This is a genomic window from Sphaerisporangium sp. NPDC005289 (assembly GCF_040607455.1).
Taxonomy (GTDB): Bacteria; Actinomycetota; Actinomycetes; order Streptosporangiales; family Streptosporangiaceae; genus Sphaerisporangium; species Sphaerisporangium rhizosphaerae.
On sequence record NZ_JBEXGS010000010.1, the window covers coordinates 219,832 to 236,874 of the forward strand.

The 17,043-nt window shown below is 72.3% G+C and carries 12 protein-coding genes; 6 read left to right on the top strand and 6 right to left on the bottom strand.

From position 1 onward, the window contains the following. The first annotated feature begins 620 nt into the window (after window positions 1–620). The 5 genes from ABZT47_RS19715 (at window position 621) to ABZT47_RS19735 (ending at window position 5,987) form a co-directional block, all read left to right on the top strand. Window positions 621–1,439, top strand: a complete 819-nt coding sequence (locus tag ABZT47_RS19715; RefSeq protein WP_354843693.1) for a helix-turn-helix transcriptional regulator — start codon at window positions 621–623, stop codon at window positions 1,437–1,439. Beyond that, window positions 1,430–1,696 (top strand): DUF397 domain-containing protein, encoded by a 267-nt coding sequence (locus ABZT47_RS19720; RefSeq protein WP_354843696.1) that lies wholly within the window; start codon window positions 1,430–1,432, stop codon window positions 1,694–1,696. The genes ABZT47_RS19715 and ABZT47_RS19720 overlap by 10 nt, the downstream gene beginning before the upstream one ends. 40 nt (window positions 1,697–1,736) lie before the next feature. Further along, a complete protein-coding gene (locus ABZT47_RS19725) occupies window positions 1,737–2,243 on the top strand; it encodes a GNAT family N-acetyltransferase (protein WP_354843699.1) in 507 nt (168 codons plus the stop codon). Between the two features lie 192 nt (window positions 2,244–2,435). Further along, window positions 2,436–5,474: a hypothetical protein gene (locus ABZT47_RS19730; RefSeq protein WP_354843702.1), complete on the top strand. Its 3,039-nt coding sequence runs from the start codon at window positions 2,436–2,438 to the stop codon at window positions 5,472–5,474. 339 nt (window positions 5,475–5,813) lie between these two features. Further along, on the top strand, window positions 5,814–5,987 hold the full coding sequence (locus ABZT47_RS19735) for a hypothetical protein (protein WP_354843705.1): 174 nt from the start codon (window positions 5,814–5,816) through the stop codon (window positions 5,985–5,987). A 54-nt stretch (window positions 5,988–6,041) separates the two neighbouring features. On the opposite strand, the gene ABZT47_RS19740 is transcribed toward ABZT47_RS19735, so the two are convergent. The 5 genes from ABZT47_RS19740 to ABZT47_RS19760 form a co-directional block, all read right to left on the bottom strand. After that, window positions 6,042–6,419: an ATP-binding protein gene (locus tag ABZT47_RS19740; protein ID WP_354843708.1), complete on the bottom strand. Its 378-nt coding sequence runs from the start codon at window positions 6,417–6,419 to the stop codon at window positions 6,042–6,044. A gap of 267 nt (window positions 6,420–6,686) precedes the next feature. Continuing rightward, on the bottom strand, window positions 6,687–8,678 hold the full coding sequence (locus ABZT47_RS19745) for a cytochrome c oxidase assembly protein (RefSeq protein WP_354843711.1): 1,992 nt from the start codon (window positions 8,676–8,678) through the stop codon (window positions 6,687–6,689). Next, window positions 8,675–9,289 (bottom strand): copper resistance CopC family protein, encoded by a 615-nt coding sequence (locus tag ABZT47_RS19750; RefSeq protein WP_354843713.1) that lies wholly within the window; start codon window positions 9,287–9,289, stop codon window positions 8,675–8,677. Before ABZT47_RS19750 ends, ABZT47_RS19745 begins: the two co-directional genes overlap by 4 nt. 246 nt (window positions 9,290–9,535) lie before the next feature. Then, entirely contained in the window at window positions 9,536–10,837 is a 1,302-nt protein-coding gene (locus ABZT47_RS19755) for a helix-turn-helix transcriptional regulator (RefSeq protein WP_354843716.1), read from the bottom strand. Window positions 10,838–11,057: 220 nt separating this feature from the next. Next, window positions 11,058–12,749, bottom strand: a complete 1,692-nt coding sequence (locus ABZT47_RS19760; protein ID WP_354843719.1) for a helix-turn-helix domain-containing protein — start codon at window positions 12,747–12,749, stop codon at window positions 11,058–11,060. A gap of 115 nt (window positions 12,750–12,864) precedes the next feature. Between ABZT47_RS19760 and ABZT47_RS19765 the strand changes: the two genes are divergently transcribed. Beyond that, window positions 12,865–15,120 carry a molybdopterin cofactor-binding domain-containing protein gene (locus ABZT47_RS19765; protein ID WP_354843722.1) on the top strand — a complete coding sequence of 752 codons (2,256 nt, stop codon included), beginning with the start codon at window positions 12,865–12,867 and terminating at the stop codon, window positions 15,118–15,120. 136 nt (window positions 15,121–15,256) lie between these two features. Here the strand turns inward: ABZT47_RS19765 and ABZT47_RS19770 are convergent, their stop codons facing one another. Continuing rightward, on the bottom strand, window positions 15,257–16,768 hold the full coding sequence (locus tag ABZT47_RS19770; RefSeq protein WP_354843725.1) for an excalibur calcium-binding domain-containing protein: 1,512 nt from the start codon (window positions 16,766–16,768) through the stop codon (window positions 15,257–15,259). Window positions 16,769–17,043: the final 275 nt, after the last annotated feature.

Genomic DNA, 17,043 nt, shown 5'->3' on the forward strand with positions numbered 1-17,043 from the left:
TTATATGCGCGCCACTGGAACATGAGAAACCCTCCGAAACGACGCCGAGACGCGGCACTGACTGCGGAACGAGCGGACGGAGTCAAGAACGGCGGCGCGGCGCACGGGTTCGCGGGGAGTGGAGCGGTCCCCGGGGGCGAACCCGCCCCATCCACTCGCCCACCCGAACGCGCGTCCGCGCCCCGGCGAATCGCGGGACGCGGGCCGGCTCGGCGTTTCCGCGCCACGCGCACATCACGTGTGCCGAATTGGTGTGCCATTGCCCAGCGACGCGGCCCCATTAGCGCGGCAGATCAGGACACCGGCCGATTCTTCACACCGCGGTGGTACCGGACGGCCCGGGGAGAACAGCGGCCAGAGTTCATCCCACGGACGACCGGAAAAGGGCTGCCCGGATCGTATGGATATGACCGTTCCAGCGCCCAGCCCGCATGCCGCTTTTCCGGCACGTCGAGATGCGACGGCGCCGGCCATAACGATTCTGTCTTCTCGTGATACTCCCGATCCATTACCTTGGGTATCCGATTAACTACACACCGGAACCACGGTCTCCGTGGAACGGCGGTCACCCCTCCCATGTCACCACTCCCGAAATGGAATAGATGTTTCAAATGCCACATATGACGAAAATCAACCCCGGGGAATCCGCGCGCGCCCGCTTCGCCTACGAGCTTCAGCGCCACCGGATACTCGCCGGCCTCACCCAAGGGCAACTCGGCCGGCGCGTGGGCTTCTCCGGCAGCCTCGTCGGCGCGGTGGAGAACCTCAAGCGCACCCCCAGCGAGGACTTCGCCAAGCGCTGTGACCAGGCATTCGGCCTGGAGGGGGACTTCGAGGCCCTCTACCTGGAGGGCTGGCCACCGCCGCCTCCGGTCGCCGATCATTTCCGCGATTTCACCTTCGAGGAGCGGCGGGCGACCGCGATCCAGACCTGGGACCCACTGCTCGTTCCGGGGATCTTCCAGACCGAGCCATATGCACGGCGAGTCTTCTGCCGCGCGCCCGACAGCACACCCGAAATAGTGGAGGAGCGAGTGGCCGGCAGGATGCAACGCAAGAGCATCTTGTCCCAGGAAAACCCGCCGTTGGTCCTCAGTTTGATGGACGAAGGCGTCCTGCGCCGTCCCATCGGCGGTAAGGAGGTGATGCGCGATCAGATGCTGCACCTTCTGGAAATTGCGGAGCACCCGCGGGTGACGATCCAGATCGTTCCGTTCGACGCCGAGGCCATCCCCGGACTTCTTGCCGGATTCGTTATAGCCGAACAGCGCGGCACGCCTTATACGGTATATGTGGATTCGGTGCCCGACGGACGCACGATGACCGATCGAAACGCGATCGCGTCGCTGACCGCTCGTTACGACGCCATCAGGGCGGAGGCCTTCCCTCAGTCGCTGTCGCTCAAAGTAATCAAGGAAGCGGTAGACAAATGGACCTGAGCCACGCGTTATGGCGCAAATCATCTCGGTCTGGTGACAATGGCGGCCATTGCGTCGAGGTGGCGAGCAACCTGGCCGGCGAGGACGCCATCGCCGTGCGTGACTCCAAGAACCCCGACGGCCCCGCCCTCGTCGTCGCCTCCGGCGAATGGTCCACGTTCGTGAACACCCTCAAGGCCGGCCGGGTCGTGCTCGGGCCCATCATGGCCGCGGCCCCGGCGACCACCGCCTTCCGGCGGGCGCCGGGCCGCACGTAAACGACTGTTCAGCGGCGCCGGCGGCGACGACAATGAGCCGATGAGCATCCGTATGGCCGCCCTCGACGAGCTTTCCCTCCTGCAGGACATCGAGCGCGCCGCCGGGCGATCCTTCCTCGACCTGGGCATGACGAAGGTCGCCGACGACGAGCCCTTCCCCATCGACGTCCTGGCCGGCTACCAGCGCGCGGGACGCGCGTGGGTGAAGACCGACGCCGGTGACCGGCCGGTCGCCTACCTCCTCGCCGACGTGATCGACGGCAACCTCCACCTGGAACAGGTCTCGGTGCATCCCGCGTCGGCCCGCAGGGGCATGGGACGCTCGCTCATCGACCACGCCGCCGCCTACGCCACGGCCGAGGGCCTGCCGGCGCTCACGCTGATCACCTTCACCCGCGTGCCGTGGAACGCCCCCTATTACGAGCGGTGCGGGTTCTGGTCACTGGACGACGCCGAGTTGACCCCGGGCCTGCGCGACCTGCGCCGGCGCGAGCGGGCGCTCGGCCTGGACCGCTGGCCCCGGGTGTGCATGCGACGCGACCTCTGACCGCCCGCACCCCGCCGACCTCGACACCGGCCGCGAGCCCGGACGCCGGGCGCCACGAGCCCACGGCCCATCTGTGGACGTGAGCTTCGACCGCCGCGGGCGCCGGAAGCCTATGCTGGAATCCGACCCCTCCCCACCGCACGACCAGCCGAAAGCGAGCGCGTCAGCCCCTGCCGATCGGGAGTGAACCCAGTGCCCCCTGCACCCCCGCCCTCCCCGGATCCGGACGACCCGGCCACCGCGTCGCCCGGCTCCCCGTCCGGGAACCGCACCGGGAACCAGACGGGAACGGTCCCGCGTCACGACCCCGACGAGAGCTACCGCAGGCGCAACGAGGGCGTCCGCGAGTTCCTGCGCGTCTTCGACCAGATGCGCGTGCGTCCCACCTGGCGCGGCGGCGACGTGCCGCTGCCCGTGGTGTGGGTCACCGGGCAGTACGCGGCGACGTCGGCGGCGGTCCAGGCGCTGGAGGCCCGGTGCGACGGCACACCGTTCGCCCACCTCGCGCCCTCCACCGAGCAGGAGGAGGGCGCGCCGGCCGGGGAGCGCCCCGCTCCGCCGTACGCCGCGCTCGCCGCACGGCTGCGCCAGGTGACGCGCGACCTCGCGGCCGTCGCCCCACCCGGCGAGGCGCACCTGCGGTTCCCGCTGTTCGCGCAGGTGCTGTGGATGCTCGACCTGCAGGTTCCCGAGGACGAGCCCGACCGCCTGCACGACGGGGTGAAAAGGGCCGTGCGGCAGCGGCGCAGGCAGATCAGCGCGGGCACCGGGCAGGACCGGCGCAACTTCTGGGCGAACGTCCGCGCCTACGCGGAGGGCCCGCTGCCGGCCTGGGCCGCCGCCACGGCCATCTTGAGCGCCGGATGGGCCGACCAGCTGACCACGCTCTTCGGCGTGTGCGCGATCCTCGCCGGCCCGGTGATCGGATCGTTCCACGTCCTGCTGCTGTCGCGTAACTGGGCCGGGCGGCGCCGCTACCGGTGGTTCCGCCGCCAGCCGTTCCTCATGCCCGGCCAGCGCCGCAACCAGCCGCACGACGTCACCACCTTCGCCGTCCGCCTGCTGCAGTTCCGCCGCCGGGCCGAGTCGGTCGCGCTCGGCGACCCGGGCGCCGCCCGCCCCACCGTCCCGCCGCGCGGCATCCCCCCGGTCGCCTCGCTTCCTCCGGTGAGCGCCGTTCCCGACGATCCGCCGGCGCCGTCCGTGACCGGCCCGCAGGCGTGGGCCCGGCAGGCCGAGCCGGGCGAGGACCGCAAGAGGCTGGAGGCCGTCCAGGCGAACGAGGGCATCGAGCGCCTGCTGGTGAACGCGTTCCTGGAGGATCTGCGGCAGGGGTACGAGCGCCGCCTGTGGAAGGTGTGGCGGCGGGTCGCCTGGGCGCGCACGTCCTACCCGGTGCTGCTGGCCGAGGGAGACGGCAGCCGCCTTGTCGCCCGCATCGAGGAGGTGCGCGCGATCACCTGCCTGTCGGACCCGCTGCTGGTGGTCGTGACCGGTCCCGGCGACCAGCGGATCCTGCCCCCGGCGCGGCCCGGCGGCGACGACGTGCCGATCATGACGGGCCGGCCCGAGCTCACCGAGGAACTGTGGGAGCAGTGGGGGAAGGAGCTGGCCAGAGACCGCGCCCTGGGCTCGCACCGCGTGTTGCGCATCGAGGTCGAACCCAAGGACGCGCCGATCCTGGAGAAGATCAACGTCCCGGTCCGCGGGCGGCGGCGCCCGCTGCTGGCGCACCCGATCCTGCCGTGGGTCACCGTGACGGCCCTGGTCGCGTTGTCGCTGGTCCGCGTCCTGGCCACGGCGACGAGCAACTGCGGCCCCGGCATCTGGCGCGCCGGGACGGGTGAGTGCGTGGGCATCAGCGACGGGGGCTTCGTCTTCGCCCCGCATCTGGCGGCCGTGCTCGGCCGCATCGACCAGCAGAACCGCTCCGTCCTGGCCTCGGGCAACCCCTACGCGACCGTGATCTACTTCGGGAAGCTGACCACCCCGGGGAAGGCGGTCGCCGCGGCCGACGACGCGCTCACCGACATCCACGGCGAGCTGGCCGGCATCGCCCTGGAGCAGGGCAGGCTGATCGGCAACAGCGGCGACGGCAGCAAGCTGCAGATGCGGGTGCTCGTCGCCAACGCCGGCGCCGACTTCCGGTACGCGCAGGACGTCGCCCGGCAGGTGCTGCGCGAGATCGACCGCGATCCGAGCGTGATCGGCGTGGTGGGCCTGGGCGAGAGCCGGCGGGAGGTCCAGGCCGCGATCCAGATCCTCGGCCGCAAGGCCGTGCCGGTGATCAGCACCACCTCCACCTACGACGACCTCGGGCGGCGCGGCGACGGGCAGTCCTTCATCCCTTCCTTCTTCCCGCTGGCCCCGCCCAACAGCCTGCTGGCCGCCGCGGCGGCGCGGTGGGCGCGCGCGGGCATCCCCCAGCGCGGCGTCCCGCCCGCCCGCACGGCGGCCGTGTTCACCGACACCATGCTCAGCGACCTGTTCACCAAGGACCTCGGCGCCAGGTTCGTCCGCGACTTCGGCAAGGGGGCGACCTCGATCGGCTACTCCAACGCGGCCGCGCTGGAGGAGAAGGTCACGCAGGTGTGCGCCCGGCCGGTCAAGCCGGAGCTGGTGTACTACGCCGGTCGCACCGCGCAGTTCGGCGCCTTCGTCGACGCGATCGCCAAGTCGCAGTGCCACCGGCTCACGGTGATGGCCAACGACGACATCACGCAGTACGTCAACGACTACTCCACCGCGCTGGGACGCAACAACCGGGTGCGGGTCATGTACGTGGCGCTGGCCGCCGAGAGCGCGTGGGCGAACGTCCCCACCGAGTTCAGGAGCGACTTCTACCACCAGCTGAGCACGCTGATCACCGAGCTGCACATGGACAGGCTGCCCAGCACCCGGCTGCCGTCCAAGGAGTACGCCGTGCAGGCGCATGACGCGGCGGACGTGCTCATCGGGGCTGCGCAGGTGGCGTTCTCCGGCCAGGGCGGCCCGGCGGCCGCGGCCGGCGCGCCGGGCATGGTCGACCGGGCCGGCGTGCTGCTGGCGCTGGAGAAGCTCCAGGAGATCGACGGCGACAGCGGGCTGATCAAGCTGCACGGCGCCTCCGACGGCCGGCACGCCCTGGACCGGCCGATCCTGCTGGTCACCGTCGACCCCGACGGCGCGCAGGTCGTGGTCCGCCAGTGCGGGCGCCTCTACGCCCAGCAGGACTCCACCTCCCTCTGCTGAGGCCCCTGCGCCCCTCCGCCGGCGACCCTCGTGACCGCGGTGATCATCCCAGCCGACCGTGGGCCGGACCGCACGACCGCGACACACCGCACGACCCAGGACACGACCGGGGACGCACCACACGACCGGGGCGGAACCGCGCGAGCGCCGACGGTTCACACGATCGGAGGGCCCGGCGAACGATCGGAGGGCCGGCCGGGTCATCGGAGGGCCGGTCGGGTCATCGGAGGGCCGGTCGAACGATCGGTGGGTGTTCCGCGTATCTCCGGTCAGCCGCGGACATCGGCGCCGGCGATCGATGCGGTGCCGCGGAGATCACCGGCACGGAAGGAGACGTGGATGGCGGACGCGCGCGGGACACGTGGTCACACCCCTGCTCTGAGCCTCCTGGCCCTCATCGGCGCGCTGGCCGGCGTCGTGTTCGCCGCGAAGGCGGGCCCGGTGGAGGCCGTGGAGCTGCGACTCGACATCTCGCACTCCACCGGCGCCTCCGGCCCCGTCACGGCCCCCTGACCACAGCCCCTCCCCCGTCGTGGCCCCCTCACCACGACCCCAAGGCCCGGTGGGTCAGATGTGGCCGCTGACGGTGGTGCCCTCGCCGACGACGCTGTTGACCGTCAGTGTGCCGCCCACCTCGCTGAAGCGCCGCTTCATCATGTCCATGCCGCGGCCGGTGCGTCCCGGCGGGAAGCCGATGCCGTTGTCGCTTATCGTGAGCCGCAGCCCACCGCTCCCCGTGGTGAGGGCGACGGAGAGTGTGTGGGCCCCGCTGTGCATCTCGACGTTGGCGAGCGCCTCCAGCACGACGGCGTAGACGGCGTCGGCGACCGGTCCGGTGACCCTGTCTTTGGGCATGGCCCATACCTCGACGGTGATTCCCGTGCGCTCCGACCATTCCGTCAGATAGTCCTCGATCGCCCGCGCCAGACTTCGCTTTCCGCGCATGCGCAACTCTTCGTACAACTCCCCCAACCCTTCTGGGCCGCGCGCCGCTCCGGGCTACGTGATCCCGGCCCCACCGCGTCACCGCCGATGGGACGGCGGTGCGCTACCGGCGCGTGCTTGAAGAGCGGTCGAGAAAATCGCTCGGAGTGAAGGCGAGACCACCCCGGGAGGCAGATATGCCGCTATCCGGCCCAAGGTGGTTATGCCCGAACTCCTTGATGCCACGCTACCCGCAGGTAGGTCGCGGCGCGTCGCGGTGGAGAGCGGTCATTCGCGGCCGCCGGGCTGGTTGAGCCGGGAGAGGTAGGCGTTGTAGGCGTCGAGCTCGGCGTCGCCGGTGCCGCCCTCCTTGGCGGCGCGCGCGTCCGCGCGCCGGTCGGCCCGCCGGGCCGTGCGCTGGTCGTCGCGATACCACTGGAAGGCCAGGGCGATGAGCACGATGAGCGTGGGGATCTCGCCGAAGGCCCAGGCGATGGCCCCGCCCGTGCTCTGGTCGGCGACGCCGGAGGCACCCCAGGTGCGGCCGAGCTGGTCGTACCACTCGCCCGCCAGAGGGGTGCCCATGTTCATGAGCGCGATGCCGAAGAAGGCGTGGAAGGGCATGGTGACGAACAGCAGCAGGAGCCGCCCGACATAGGGGAGCTTGGTCGGCGCCGGGTCGATGCCGATGATCACCCAGAAGAACAGGGTGCCGCTGAGCAGGAAGTGCACGGTCATCGCGATGTGCCCGAGGTGCTCCTCCATGGCCGCGGCGAACAGCGGCGTGAAGTACAGGGCGTAGGTGGACACGATGAACAGGGCCGTGGCGATGGCCGGATGGGTGACCACCTTGACGAACCTGCTGTGCAGGATGGTGGTGATCCACTCGCGCGGGCCGCGGTCGCCGCGCCGGGCGGCGGGCTTGAGCGCGCGCAGGGCCAGGGTGACGGGGGCGCCGAGCACCAGGAAGATCGGCACGAGCATCGACAGGACCATGTGCTCGGTCATGTGCACGCTGAACAGCACGGGGGCGTAGCGCGCCACGCCGCTCTGGGTGACAAGGACGAGCAGCAGCACGCCGATGGCCCAGCTGATCGTGCGGCCCACGGGCCAGTGGTCTCCGCGGCGGGCCAGCCGGACGGCGCCCGCCCCGTACAGGCCGGCCAGCAGGGCGGCGACCACCGCGAAGAACAGGTCGAACCACCACAGCGTGAGGAGGTTGGCCACGGAGATCGGCGGCGGGACGAGGTAGCCCAGGAGCTCGAAGGCGCGGTCGACGGGCAGGTCGAGCGGGGGCGGGGCCGTGCGGGAGAGCGCGACGGCCAGGCCGACGGCGACCAGCATAATGAGGCCCTCGACGCCGGCGAGCCGGGTGAAGGCGCCGGGCCGCCCGGCGGCGAGCGCCGACAGCGTGCGGCCGCGGTGCCACCAGCCGATCACGCCGAGCGCGGCGAAGGCGACGATCTTGGCCATGATGATCAGGCCGTAGGAGGAGGTGAACAGGTCGCCCACCGAGGTGAGCCTGCTCAGCGCGCTGAACAGCCCGGACACGCCCACGCCGATGAAGCACCACAGGGCCGCGCGGGAGAAGCGCTGGGCGGCCAGGTCGAGGTGGGGACCGCGCCGCAAGGCGTGCACGCAGAGCAGCAGCAGGCCGCCCACCCACGGGGCCAGCACCAGCAGGTGCAGCGCGACGCTCGTCGTGGCCAGGCCGTGGTTGGGCGCCGAGGCGGAGTGGCCGGTGAGGGCGGGCGGCATCAGCGTGGCCAGGGACAGCACCAGCAGCCCCCCCGCGGAGCCGGCGGTGATGGCGCCCCGCGCGAACAGGGCGATGGCCGTGCCGAACAGCACGACGAGGGTGAGGGCGATGCCCTGAGGGACCTGGCTGGCGAAGCTGGTCAGCTCGTCGCCGCCGAGGACGTCGCCGACCGGGGTGCCCAGGGTCTCGGAGAGGCTGAAGACCAGGGTGGAGGCCGCGGCGACCGCCCACAGCAGGCCCGTCCACGAGGCGGCCCTGACGTAGGTGAGGGCGGAGGCGCCCAGCAGGCCCTTGTCGCTCGGGAGCAGCGCGGCGGCGAAGAGCAGCAGCCCCACGCTGAGGACGCCCGCGGTGTCCATGGCGAGCTTGGACACCGGCAGCGCCCAGCGGGTCAGCAGGCCCTCGTCGGGCAGGCCGGGGATCACGCGCGGGGTGGCCGCGCCCCCCACGACCATGGCGACGGCCAGGGCGCCGAGCGCCAGGCACGTCCCCGCGACCGCGAGGCGAAGGGTCTTGCTCACGACTTCTTCCGCAGGGTGAGGGCCATGCCGATGCCGATGCCGGACAGACCGAAGATGACGATCCACACCCAGGTGGCGATGCCGCCGCCCTGGCCCCCGGTGTCGGACACCGGCGTGGCGGCCGGATCGGCCGCCGCTCCCCCGCCCGGGGAGGCGGAGGTCGCGGGCGCCGGCAGGACGCTCGTCGAGGGAGAGGCGGAGGGCGTGCTCGACGAAGAGGACGCCGACGGCGACGCGGCGGCCTCCGGCGCCTTCACCGTGAAGGGGATCTCGCCCTCGATGGGGTGGCCGTCGTCGGAGACCACCCGCCAGGCGATGGTGTACTTCCCGGAGGGCAGCGGGCCGGCGACCTTCTGGGTCACCGTCGGGCCGTCGGCTTTGGGCTTTCCGTCGTGGTGCTCCTGGCCCGCGGCATCGCGGACGAGCACCACGGGCAGGCGCACGGACTCGGTGAAGGTCAGCATGACCGAGTCGAGGCTCTTGACCGTGGCCCCCTTTTCGGGGTTGCTGCTCTTGAGCGCCGTGTGGGCCAGGGCGGGCGCGGCGAACGCCGTGCCCAGGACGGCGGCGACCAGGATCGCCAGCGCGGCGGCGAGCGGGGAAGTCCTCATAGCACCCTAAGGCTACTCACGTGACGGGCCGGTCCTCACCGCACGTCTCCGCCTGTGGAAAACCCCGACGAGATGACCGCCCGCCCGCCGTCCGCCCTGACACGAACCTCACAGGTCCCCCGCCCTCCGGCCACGTCGGCGTTCCCGCGAATCGTCATCCGCCGGGCACGCCGGCGCCCTCGGACCGGGTGGTCCGAGGGCGCGGAAGCGGGTGCCCCCGGCGCGCGGAAGCGCGGAGGCGGCCGGTCAGAGGCCGACGCTGGCGAGGGCGCGCTGGTAGGCGGCGACGCTGGCTTCTTCCCGGTCGTCGAGACGCTCCAGCACCGTGGCGGTGGCCAGCCAGCCCTCGGCCGCCTTGCGCGAGGCGGGCGAGTGCTCCAGAGACTCCTCCACGGCGAGCAGCTCGACGGTCGCCTCCGCCGTCTCCTCCTGGAGCAGCAGGGCGTGGGCCAGCGTGAGGCGGGCCTCGTCCAGCAGCGCCGGGGTGCGCTCGCCCAGCATGTCCCTGCCCCGGCGGGCGTACTCGACGGCCTTGGCGGCGTTGCCGAGCACCAGCTCGGCCTTGGCCAGGTAGATCGAGACCACGGCCAGGTCGACGGTGCTCGCCGAGGTCGACATCAGCTCGCGCTCGCCACGCAGCATCAGGTCACGGCAGGCGGCGGCCTCCGCGGGACGCGTGCGCAGCATCAGGATGGCGTACTCGACGCGGAGCCTGGCCAGGTTGCGCGCCTCGCCGGTCTCCGACTGCACGGCCAGCGCCCGCTCGACCAAAGAGAGCGCCTCGTCGCCACGGCCGGTCTTCTCGGCGACGATGGCGGCGTTCCAGCACGCGGCGACGGTGGAGCGGGGGGTGTTGAGCATCTCAGCAGCGGCCAGCAGCTCCATCGAGAACTGCCGGGCGCGCAGCAGGTCGCCTCGCACGTCGTAGACGCTGAGCAGGGTCGCGCCCAGCTCGACCAGGGCGTCGTTCCAGGTGGGCCGGCCGGCGCCGAGCAGCGTGTCCTCGCCGACCTGCACCGCCGCGGCGAGGTCGCCGCGCTCGCGGTAGCAGCGGGTCAGGGCGACCGCGATCGCCACGGCCTGGTCGGAGGGCATCGAGTCGCCGGAGGACCTGCGCAGCCGCAGCAGCACCTCGATCGCCTCGTCGAGGTCGCCGCACGCCTCGCTGGCCAGCGCGTAGCCGTACTCGGCCTGCTGGAGCAGCGAGCGCAGCCCGGTGAGGCTGCCGTCCTCGAGGAGCTCGGCGTAACGCCGCCTGGCCTCGGCGACCTCGCCGTTGTTGAGCGCCAGGCCGGCGTAGCCCAGGCGAAGCTCGAGATCCTGCATCTGTTCGGCCGTGACGCCGTTGATCAGGTACGTTAGGGAGCATTCGAGCTTGGCGGCCAGCAGTTCCAGAACGGCCGCGGTGGGCGTACGCTTTCCACTCTCGATCAGTGATACATAACTGTCCGAGAGTTCCGGATGTGCCAATTGCGCCTGGGAAAGACCGCGCTGGCGGCGGGTCATTCTGATTCGCTGACCAATAAGATCTTGACCGCTCACCGGCACCCCTTCAAGATGTAAGCCCCGACAATCCCCGACCGACAGGAGTCAGCCATGCGTCGCCGCCGCCTCGCACTTCTCACCCTGGCCGTAGCTTTTTCGGCCGTCTTCGGTGTTGCCGGCAATGGTACGGACATTAACATGTCCCCCGCCGCCCAGAACTCGCGTGCGGACTTGTACTGCTGCTGATTCACCATTCGGTCTTCCTGAACCGCTGACTCGATATTCAGTTCGCACGTAGCGCAAGGAAAAGGTCCACCCGGTCCGCCATGGAACCGAGATCACGTCCGGTGAGCTCCTCGACCCTCCGGATGCGATACCGCACCGTGTTCACATGCACGTGCAGACGTTCGGCACAGTTGTTCCACGAGCCGGCGCACTCGAGGAAGACGTCCAGCGTACGGACCAACTCCGACCGGTGCCGCCGATCGTACGCGAAGAGCGGCACGAGGATGCGGTCGGAGAAGGACCTGCGGACTTCTGCGGGCACGGTGGCGAGCAACAAGGCGTGCGTGTAGATCTCGTCACTGGTCACCACCCCTCCACCCCGCGCCTCCGCCAGACGCCGCGCGTGACCAGCCTCCTCGGCACCGCCCCGGATGCCCGTGGCACCGGTGAGCCAGGCGCTGACGCCTATGGCCACCTGCGCTCTCGGCATCCCGGCCGAGAGGGCCGTCACACGTTCCCTTATCGCGTGTACCAATGCTTGCACATGAGACTGCATTTGCCCATGCACTTGCGCCCGCACTTGCGGATGAATGTGCATCGATTCGGCAGCGGACCTGACACGAGGTCCGCGGTCCCGGTCGATTTGTGTGCTCAGGCCCAGGTCAGAGGCCATCTCCCCTGCCGAATCGGCTGTCATGGCCCGCGCTTCGGCCCCCATGATCCGCAGCGGCACGAGGGCGACGGCCCCGTCCGCTCCCCGCGCGGCGACGATCCGCCGGTCGAGCAACTCCTCCAGAACCTGGCCGCCGAGCGTGGCGGCGTCGGGTCCGTCGGTGGCTCCGGGCCTGACGACGGCCGCCGTCACCACCGCGTACGGCTCCTCGGGTCCGATGCCGCAGGTGCGCAGGCGGGCCACCAGCTCCGGCCCGCTCCCCGACCCGGTGATGGCCAGCCCGATCAGCTCCTCGGCCAGCCGCCGCTCCACCCTGCGGCCCTCCTCGGTGCGGCCGCGCTGCAGCGCGACGCAGGCCGCGAGCTCGAAGCCGGTGTCGGCGTGGTCGAGCAGGTCCGAACCGAGGACCAGCGCCCAGCCGGCCGCCCGGTGCGACCGGTCGACGGCGAACAGCGTGAACGGCCCTCGCGGAGTGCGCACCAGGTGGGGCAGGCGCGGCGCGGACAGGTACTCGCGGGCGAGTAAGGCCGGCAGATCCTCCTCCAGCCGTCCCGCGACCACCGCGCCGCTCGCCGAGACGACCGCGCCGGTGATGCCGAGTTCCTGGGCGATCACCGTGAAAAGCTCGTCCAGCCCGGTGCCCTCGGCGACGGCCGCGACGATGCGGCGGTGCCGGCCGAGCGCCCCCCGCAGGTCGGCGGCGCCGCCGATGCCCAGGCGCGCCTCGACGACCTCGCTCAACGCGCGGAAGGACACCTCCTCCGGCACGTCCAGCAGCGGGAGGTCGTGCTCCCGGCACGCCTCGACCAGGTCGTCGGGCACGTGGCCGAGCAGCGCCCGTCCCGCGGCCAGCGCGGCCACTCCGGCCTTGGCCAGGGCCCCGACGAACCGCGCGGAGTCCCCTGGGCCGCGATGCCAGGTCAACCCGGTGAGCACGAGTTCTCCCCCGGACAGGTAACGTCCGGGTTCGGGCAGGTCGGTGATGTGCGCGCCGGTGAACCGCCGGTCCAGGTGGCTCTGGTCCGACAGCAGGGTGAGGCGCAGCCCGTCCACCGCGATGAGATCACGTATACGCACTTATCAAGGCTAACCACTCGATTTGGATGAACCTCCAACTCATCGCCCGACCGGCCCCCGGCGTTTCACACCCGCGCCTATTGGCGCCCCTGAGCTGGGCTGATGTACTGCCGGTGTGACCCAGACCGCGCGCGGGCGCAGCCTCGGCGAAGGCGTCGGCACCGGCGCCATCCGGCCGGACGGCATCCTGAAGGTGACCGGGGAGTTCGCCTACTCCTCCGATCTGTACCTCGCGGACATGCTGTGGGGCGCCACGCTGCGCAGCCCGCACCCCTCGGCGTGGATCCGCTCCGTCGACGTCGGCCCCGCGCTCGCGATCCCCGGCGTGCACGCCGTGCTCACCCACGAGGACGTCCCCGGCGAGCGCTTCTACGGCCTGGAGCACAAGGATCAGCCGGTGCTGGCCATCGACCAGGTGCGCTACCAGGGTGAACCGGTCGCCATCGTCGCCGCCGACCACCCCGAGACCGCGCGGCGGGCGGCCGCCGCCATCGTCGTCGTGTACGAGCCGCGCGAGGCCGTCACCGACGCGCGACGCGCCCTGTTCGACCCCGCCTGCCCGCACGTGCTGCCGGGCGGCAACCTGGTCCGCCACCAGCCCGTCCGCGTGGGGAGCGTCCCGCCGTCCGCGGAGGTCGTCGTCACCGGCGAGTACGAGGTCGGCATGCAGGACCAGGCGTTCCTCGGCCCCGAGTCGGGGATGGCCGTCCCGGCCGAGGACGGTGGCGTCGACCTGTTCGTCGCCACACAGTGGCTGCACGTCGACCAGGACCAGATCGCCCCCTGCCTCGCCCTGCCCAAGGACAAGGTGCGGCTGACGCTGGCGGGGGTCGGCGGCGCGTTCGGCGCTCGCGAGGACCTGTCGATGCAGATCCACGCGAGCATGCTCGCCCTGCGCACCGGCCGGCCGGTCAAGATCGTCTACGGCCGCGAGGAGTCGTTCTTCGGCCACGTCCACCGGCATCCCGCCCGCATGCGGTACGAGCACGGCGCCACCCGCGAGGGCAGGCTCGTCTACGTCAAGGCCGAGATCGTGCTGGACGGCGGGGCGTACTGCTCCTCCTCCCTCGCCGTCGTCGGCAACGCGGCCTCGCTCGGCGTCGGGCCGTACGAGGTGCCCAACATCGCGATCGACGCCTACGGCGCCTACACCAACAACCCGCCCTGCGGGGCGATGCGCGGCTTCGGCGCGGTGCAGGCCTGCTACGCCTACGAGTCGCAGATGGACCGGCTCGCCGAAGCGTGCGGGCTCGACCCGGTGGAGATCCGCCTGCGCAACGCGGTGTCGCAGGGGTCGCGCCTGGCCACCGGCCAGGTGATCGACTCTCCGGCGCCGCTGGCCGGGATGCTGCGCGAACTGGCCGCCATGCCGCTGCCCGGCGCGGCGCGCTCGTCCGATCTGCGGTCCATGCCGGGCGGGGTCGCCCAGACGACGCACGGCGAGGGCGTGCGGCGCGGGATCGGGTACGGGGTCGGCATCAAGAACATCTGCTTCTCCGAGGGCTTCGACGACTACAGCACGGCCCGCGTCCGGGTCGAGCTGCTCGGGGACGAGCCGCACGTGCTCGTCCACACCGCCGCCGCCGAGGTCGGGCAGGGCCTGGTCACCGTGCAGGCCCAGATCGCCCGCACCGAGCTCGCCGAGTTCCCCGAGCTGGGCGCCGGGCGGGTGACGGTCGCCCCGGCCGACACGACGGTCGGCTCGGCCGGGTCCAGCTCGGCCTCACGGCAGTCCTACGTCACCGGAGGCGCGGTCAAGGCCGCGTGCGAGGCGGTGCGCGAGCGCCTTAACGCGCTGCTCGCCGAGCGCCCCGGCCTCGCGCTCGCCGACCTGCTGCGGGAGCACGGCCCGGTCGAGGAGACCCGCGAGTACCGCCACCGGCCGACCCGCCCCATGGATCCGCTCACCGGGCAGGGCGACTCCCACACCCAGCTCGCCCTGTGCGTCCACCGGGCGGTCGTGGACGTGGACGTGGACCTCGGCCTGGTCAAGGTGGTCGAGCTGGCCGCCGTCCAGGACGTCGGTAAAATGATCAACCCGACGGCGCTCGAGGGGCAGATCCACGGAGGGTCGGCGCAGGGGCTGGGGCTGGCGCTCATGGAGGAGATCCAGGTGCGGGACGGACGAGTGCTCAACCCGTCGTTCACCGACTACCTGATCCCCACCATCCTCGACATGCCCCCCATGAAACTGTCGATCTTGGAGAATCCGGACCCGGCGGCGCCCTACGGCCTGCGCGGGGCGGGCGAGCCGCCCACGCTGTCCTCGACCCCCGCCATCGTCGCCGCCGTCCGCGCCGCCACGGGCCTGCCCCTGTCGCGGGTGCCCATCCGCCCCGAGGACATCGCCCTGTCCCCCGCCTCCCCGTGATCGGCCCCGCCGCAGGGACGCGCCCGCCGCCCGGCGGCTACGGCGGGACACGGCGCGGCACGGCGGGACACGGCGCGGCACGGCGGGACACGGTGCGCATGCCAAGGCCAGGGCCGGCACGACACGGCGCGGCGGGTCAGGTGATGTCGCCGCGCTCGCAGGCCACGCCGTCGTGGTCGCCGTCGACGTACCAGTCGTACTCGGGGTGGACTCCCTTGGTGTAGGGCCCGTAGTTGGCCGCGTGGGCCTGCTTGCAACTGGAGAACCGCGGGTCGAGGGTGCGGCGCGGGCCACGCGCCGAGACGCCGGTCGCATGGGGGCTCGCGGAGCCCGCCGGCTGCGCGCCCTTCCCGGCGGGCGTGGCGCCGGTCCCGGTTCCGGGGGTGTGCGTGGCGCCGGGCGGGACCAGCGGCACCGAGCCCGGCTGTGAGGCCGGCGCCGAGGGCACGCCCGTCGCGGGCGGGCCGGAGGGCACCCCGGTCGTAACGCCGCCGGGGGGCGGTGCGGCCGTCGTCGCGGCGGTGGGCGGGCAGACCGGGGAGCCGCCGACCGTTCCGGCGCCCGGGTCGCCGATCGTGCCGCCCGTCCCCTGGCCGCCCGTGGTGCCGGTTCCGGGGGTGCCGGTGGTGCCCGTGCCCGGGTCGCCCGTCGTCCCGGTGCCGGGGTTGCCGGTGGTACCGGTGCCGGGGTTGCCGGTGGTACCGGTGCCCGGGTCGCCCGTCGTCCCGGTGCCCGGGTCGCCGGTCGTCCCGGTGCCGGGGACGCCGGTCGGGGGGCAGGATGGGGTGGGGGTCGGAGCGCCGCTGCCGGTGACCGTGCCGACGCCGCCGAGCAGGCGCGACATCAGCGCCTCGGCGGTCTCCTTGGACAGGCCCGCGATGCTGAGGCTGTCCTGGGTCATGGGCTGGGCGACCCGGGGCGCGGTGACGACCTTGTCGTCCACCACGACGGCGAGCTGCTGGTTGAGCGTGTCCTTGATGAGGTCGGCCAGCCGCGCGCGGCTGTCGGGCGCGGGCACGACGCGCACGGCATAGGTGCCGTCCTGGGCGGCGACGGTCGAGATCCTCACCACGGAGGTGACGGTGACCCCCCGGGCGACCTGGTAACACGTCGTCCCCGCGTCGTCGAGCACGGCCTCGGCGCCCGGGCACGGCGCGGCGCGCACGCCGGTGACGGGCGCGAAGTGGATGGGGGTGGCCAGGCGGCTCGGCGGGTCGGCGCCGAGCGGCAGGTCGGGCTCGCGGGTCATCAGCACCGCGATCGTGCCGAGGACGCCGGTGACGACGATGGCCACGAACAGGCCGGCGATCAGGGCGATGGTCGTGCCGCGCCCGGCTCTCGGGGGTCCGGGCGGCGGCTCACCGGGAACGGCGGGCCCTTCGGGGCCGGGGGGAATGCCGCCGGACCCGGGCGGGAGGTCCTCCTCGCCGGCCGGCGGAGGCACGGCCTCCGGCGGGACCGCCGCAAGGGGCGTCTCCTCGGGCTCGCCGGGCACGGGCCGGATGTCGACCATGGTCTCGTCCTCGGCGGAGCGGAGGTCGTCCATGAGCACCGGCGGGTCGCCGGGGTCGGCCGGAGGAGGATCGCCGAGACCCGGCAGCACGCCGGCCGGATCACTGTGATCGCCGGCCGCCCGACGGTTGCGCATCCTCACCCCTTCGACATCGCCTCGCCCCAGGAGCGGGGCGTCCGCCCTTGATGTCCGGTGACCGACATCGCTCGGCCGAGCCTATCGAGGCTCGCCCGTACGAGCTAACCGCAGGATGGACGTCGGAGAGGGGGTCCTACGCTGAAGAGAACCTGACAATTCGCCCGCGCGCCGAGATCGGCCCCGATATCCCGAGGGCCTGGGCGCCTGCGGCGGCCGGCGGGACGCCACGGCCGCCGGCTCGGGCGCCGGGCCGGGTGAGGCGGGGTCGCTCC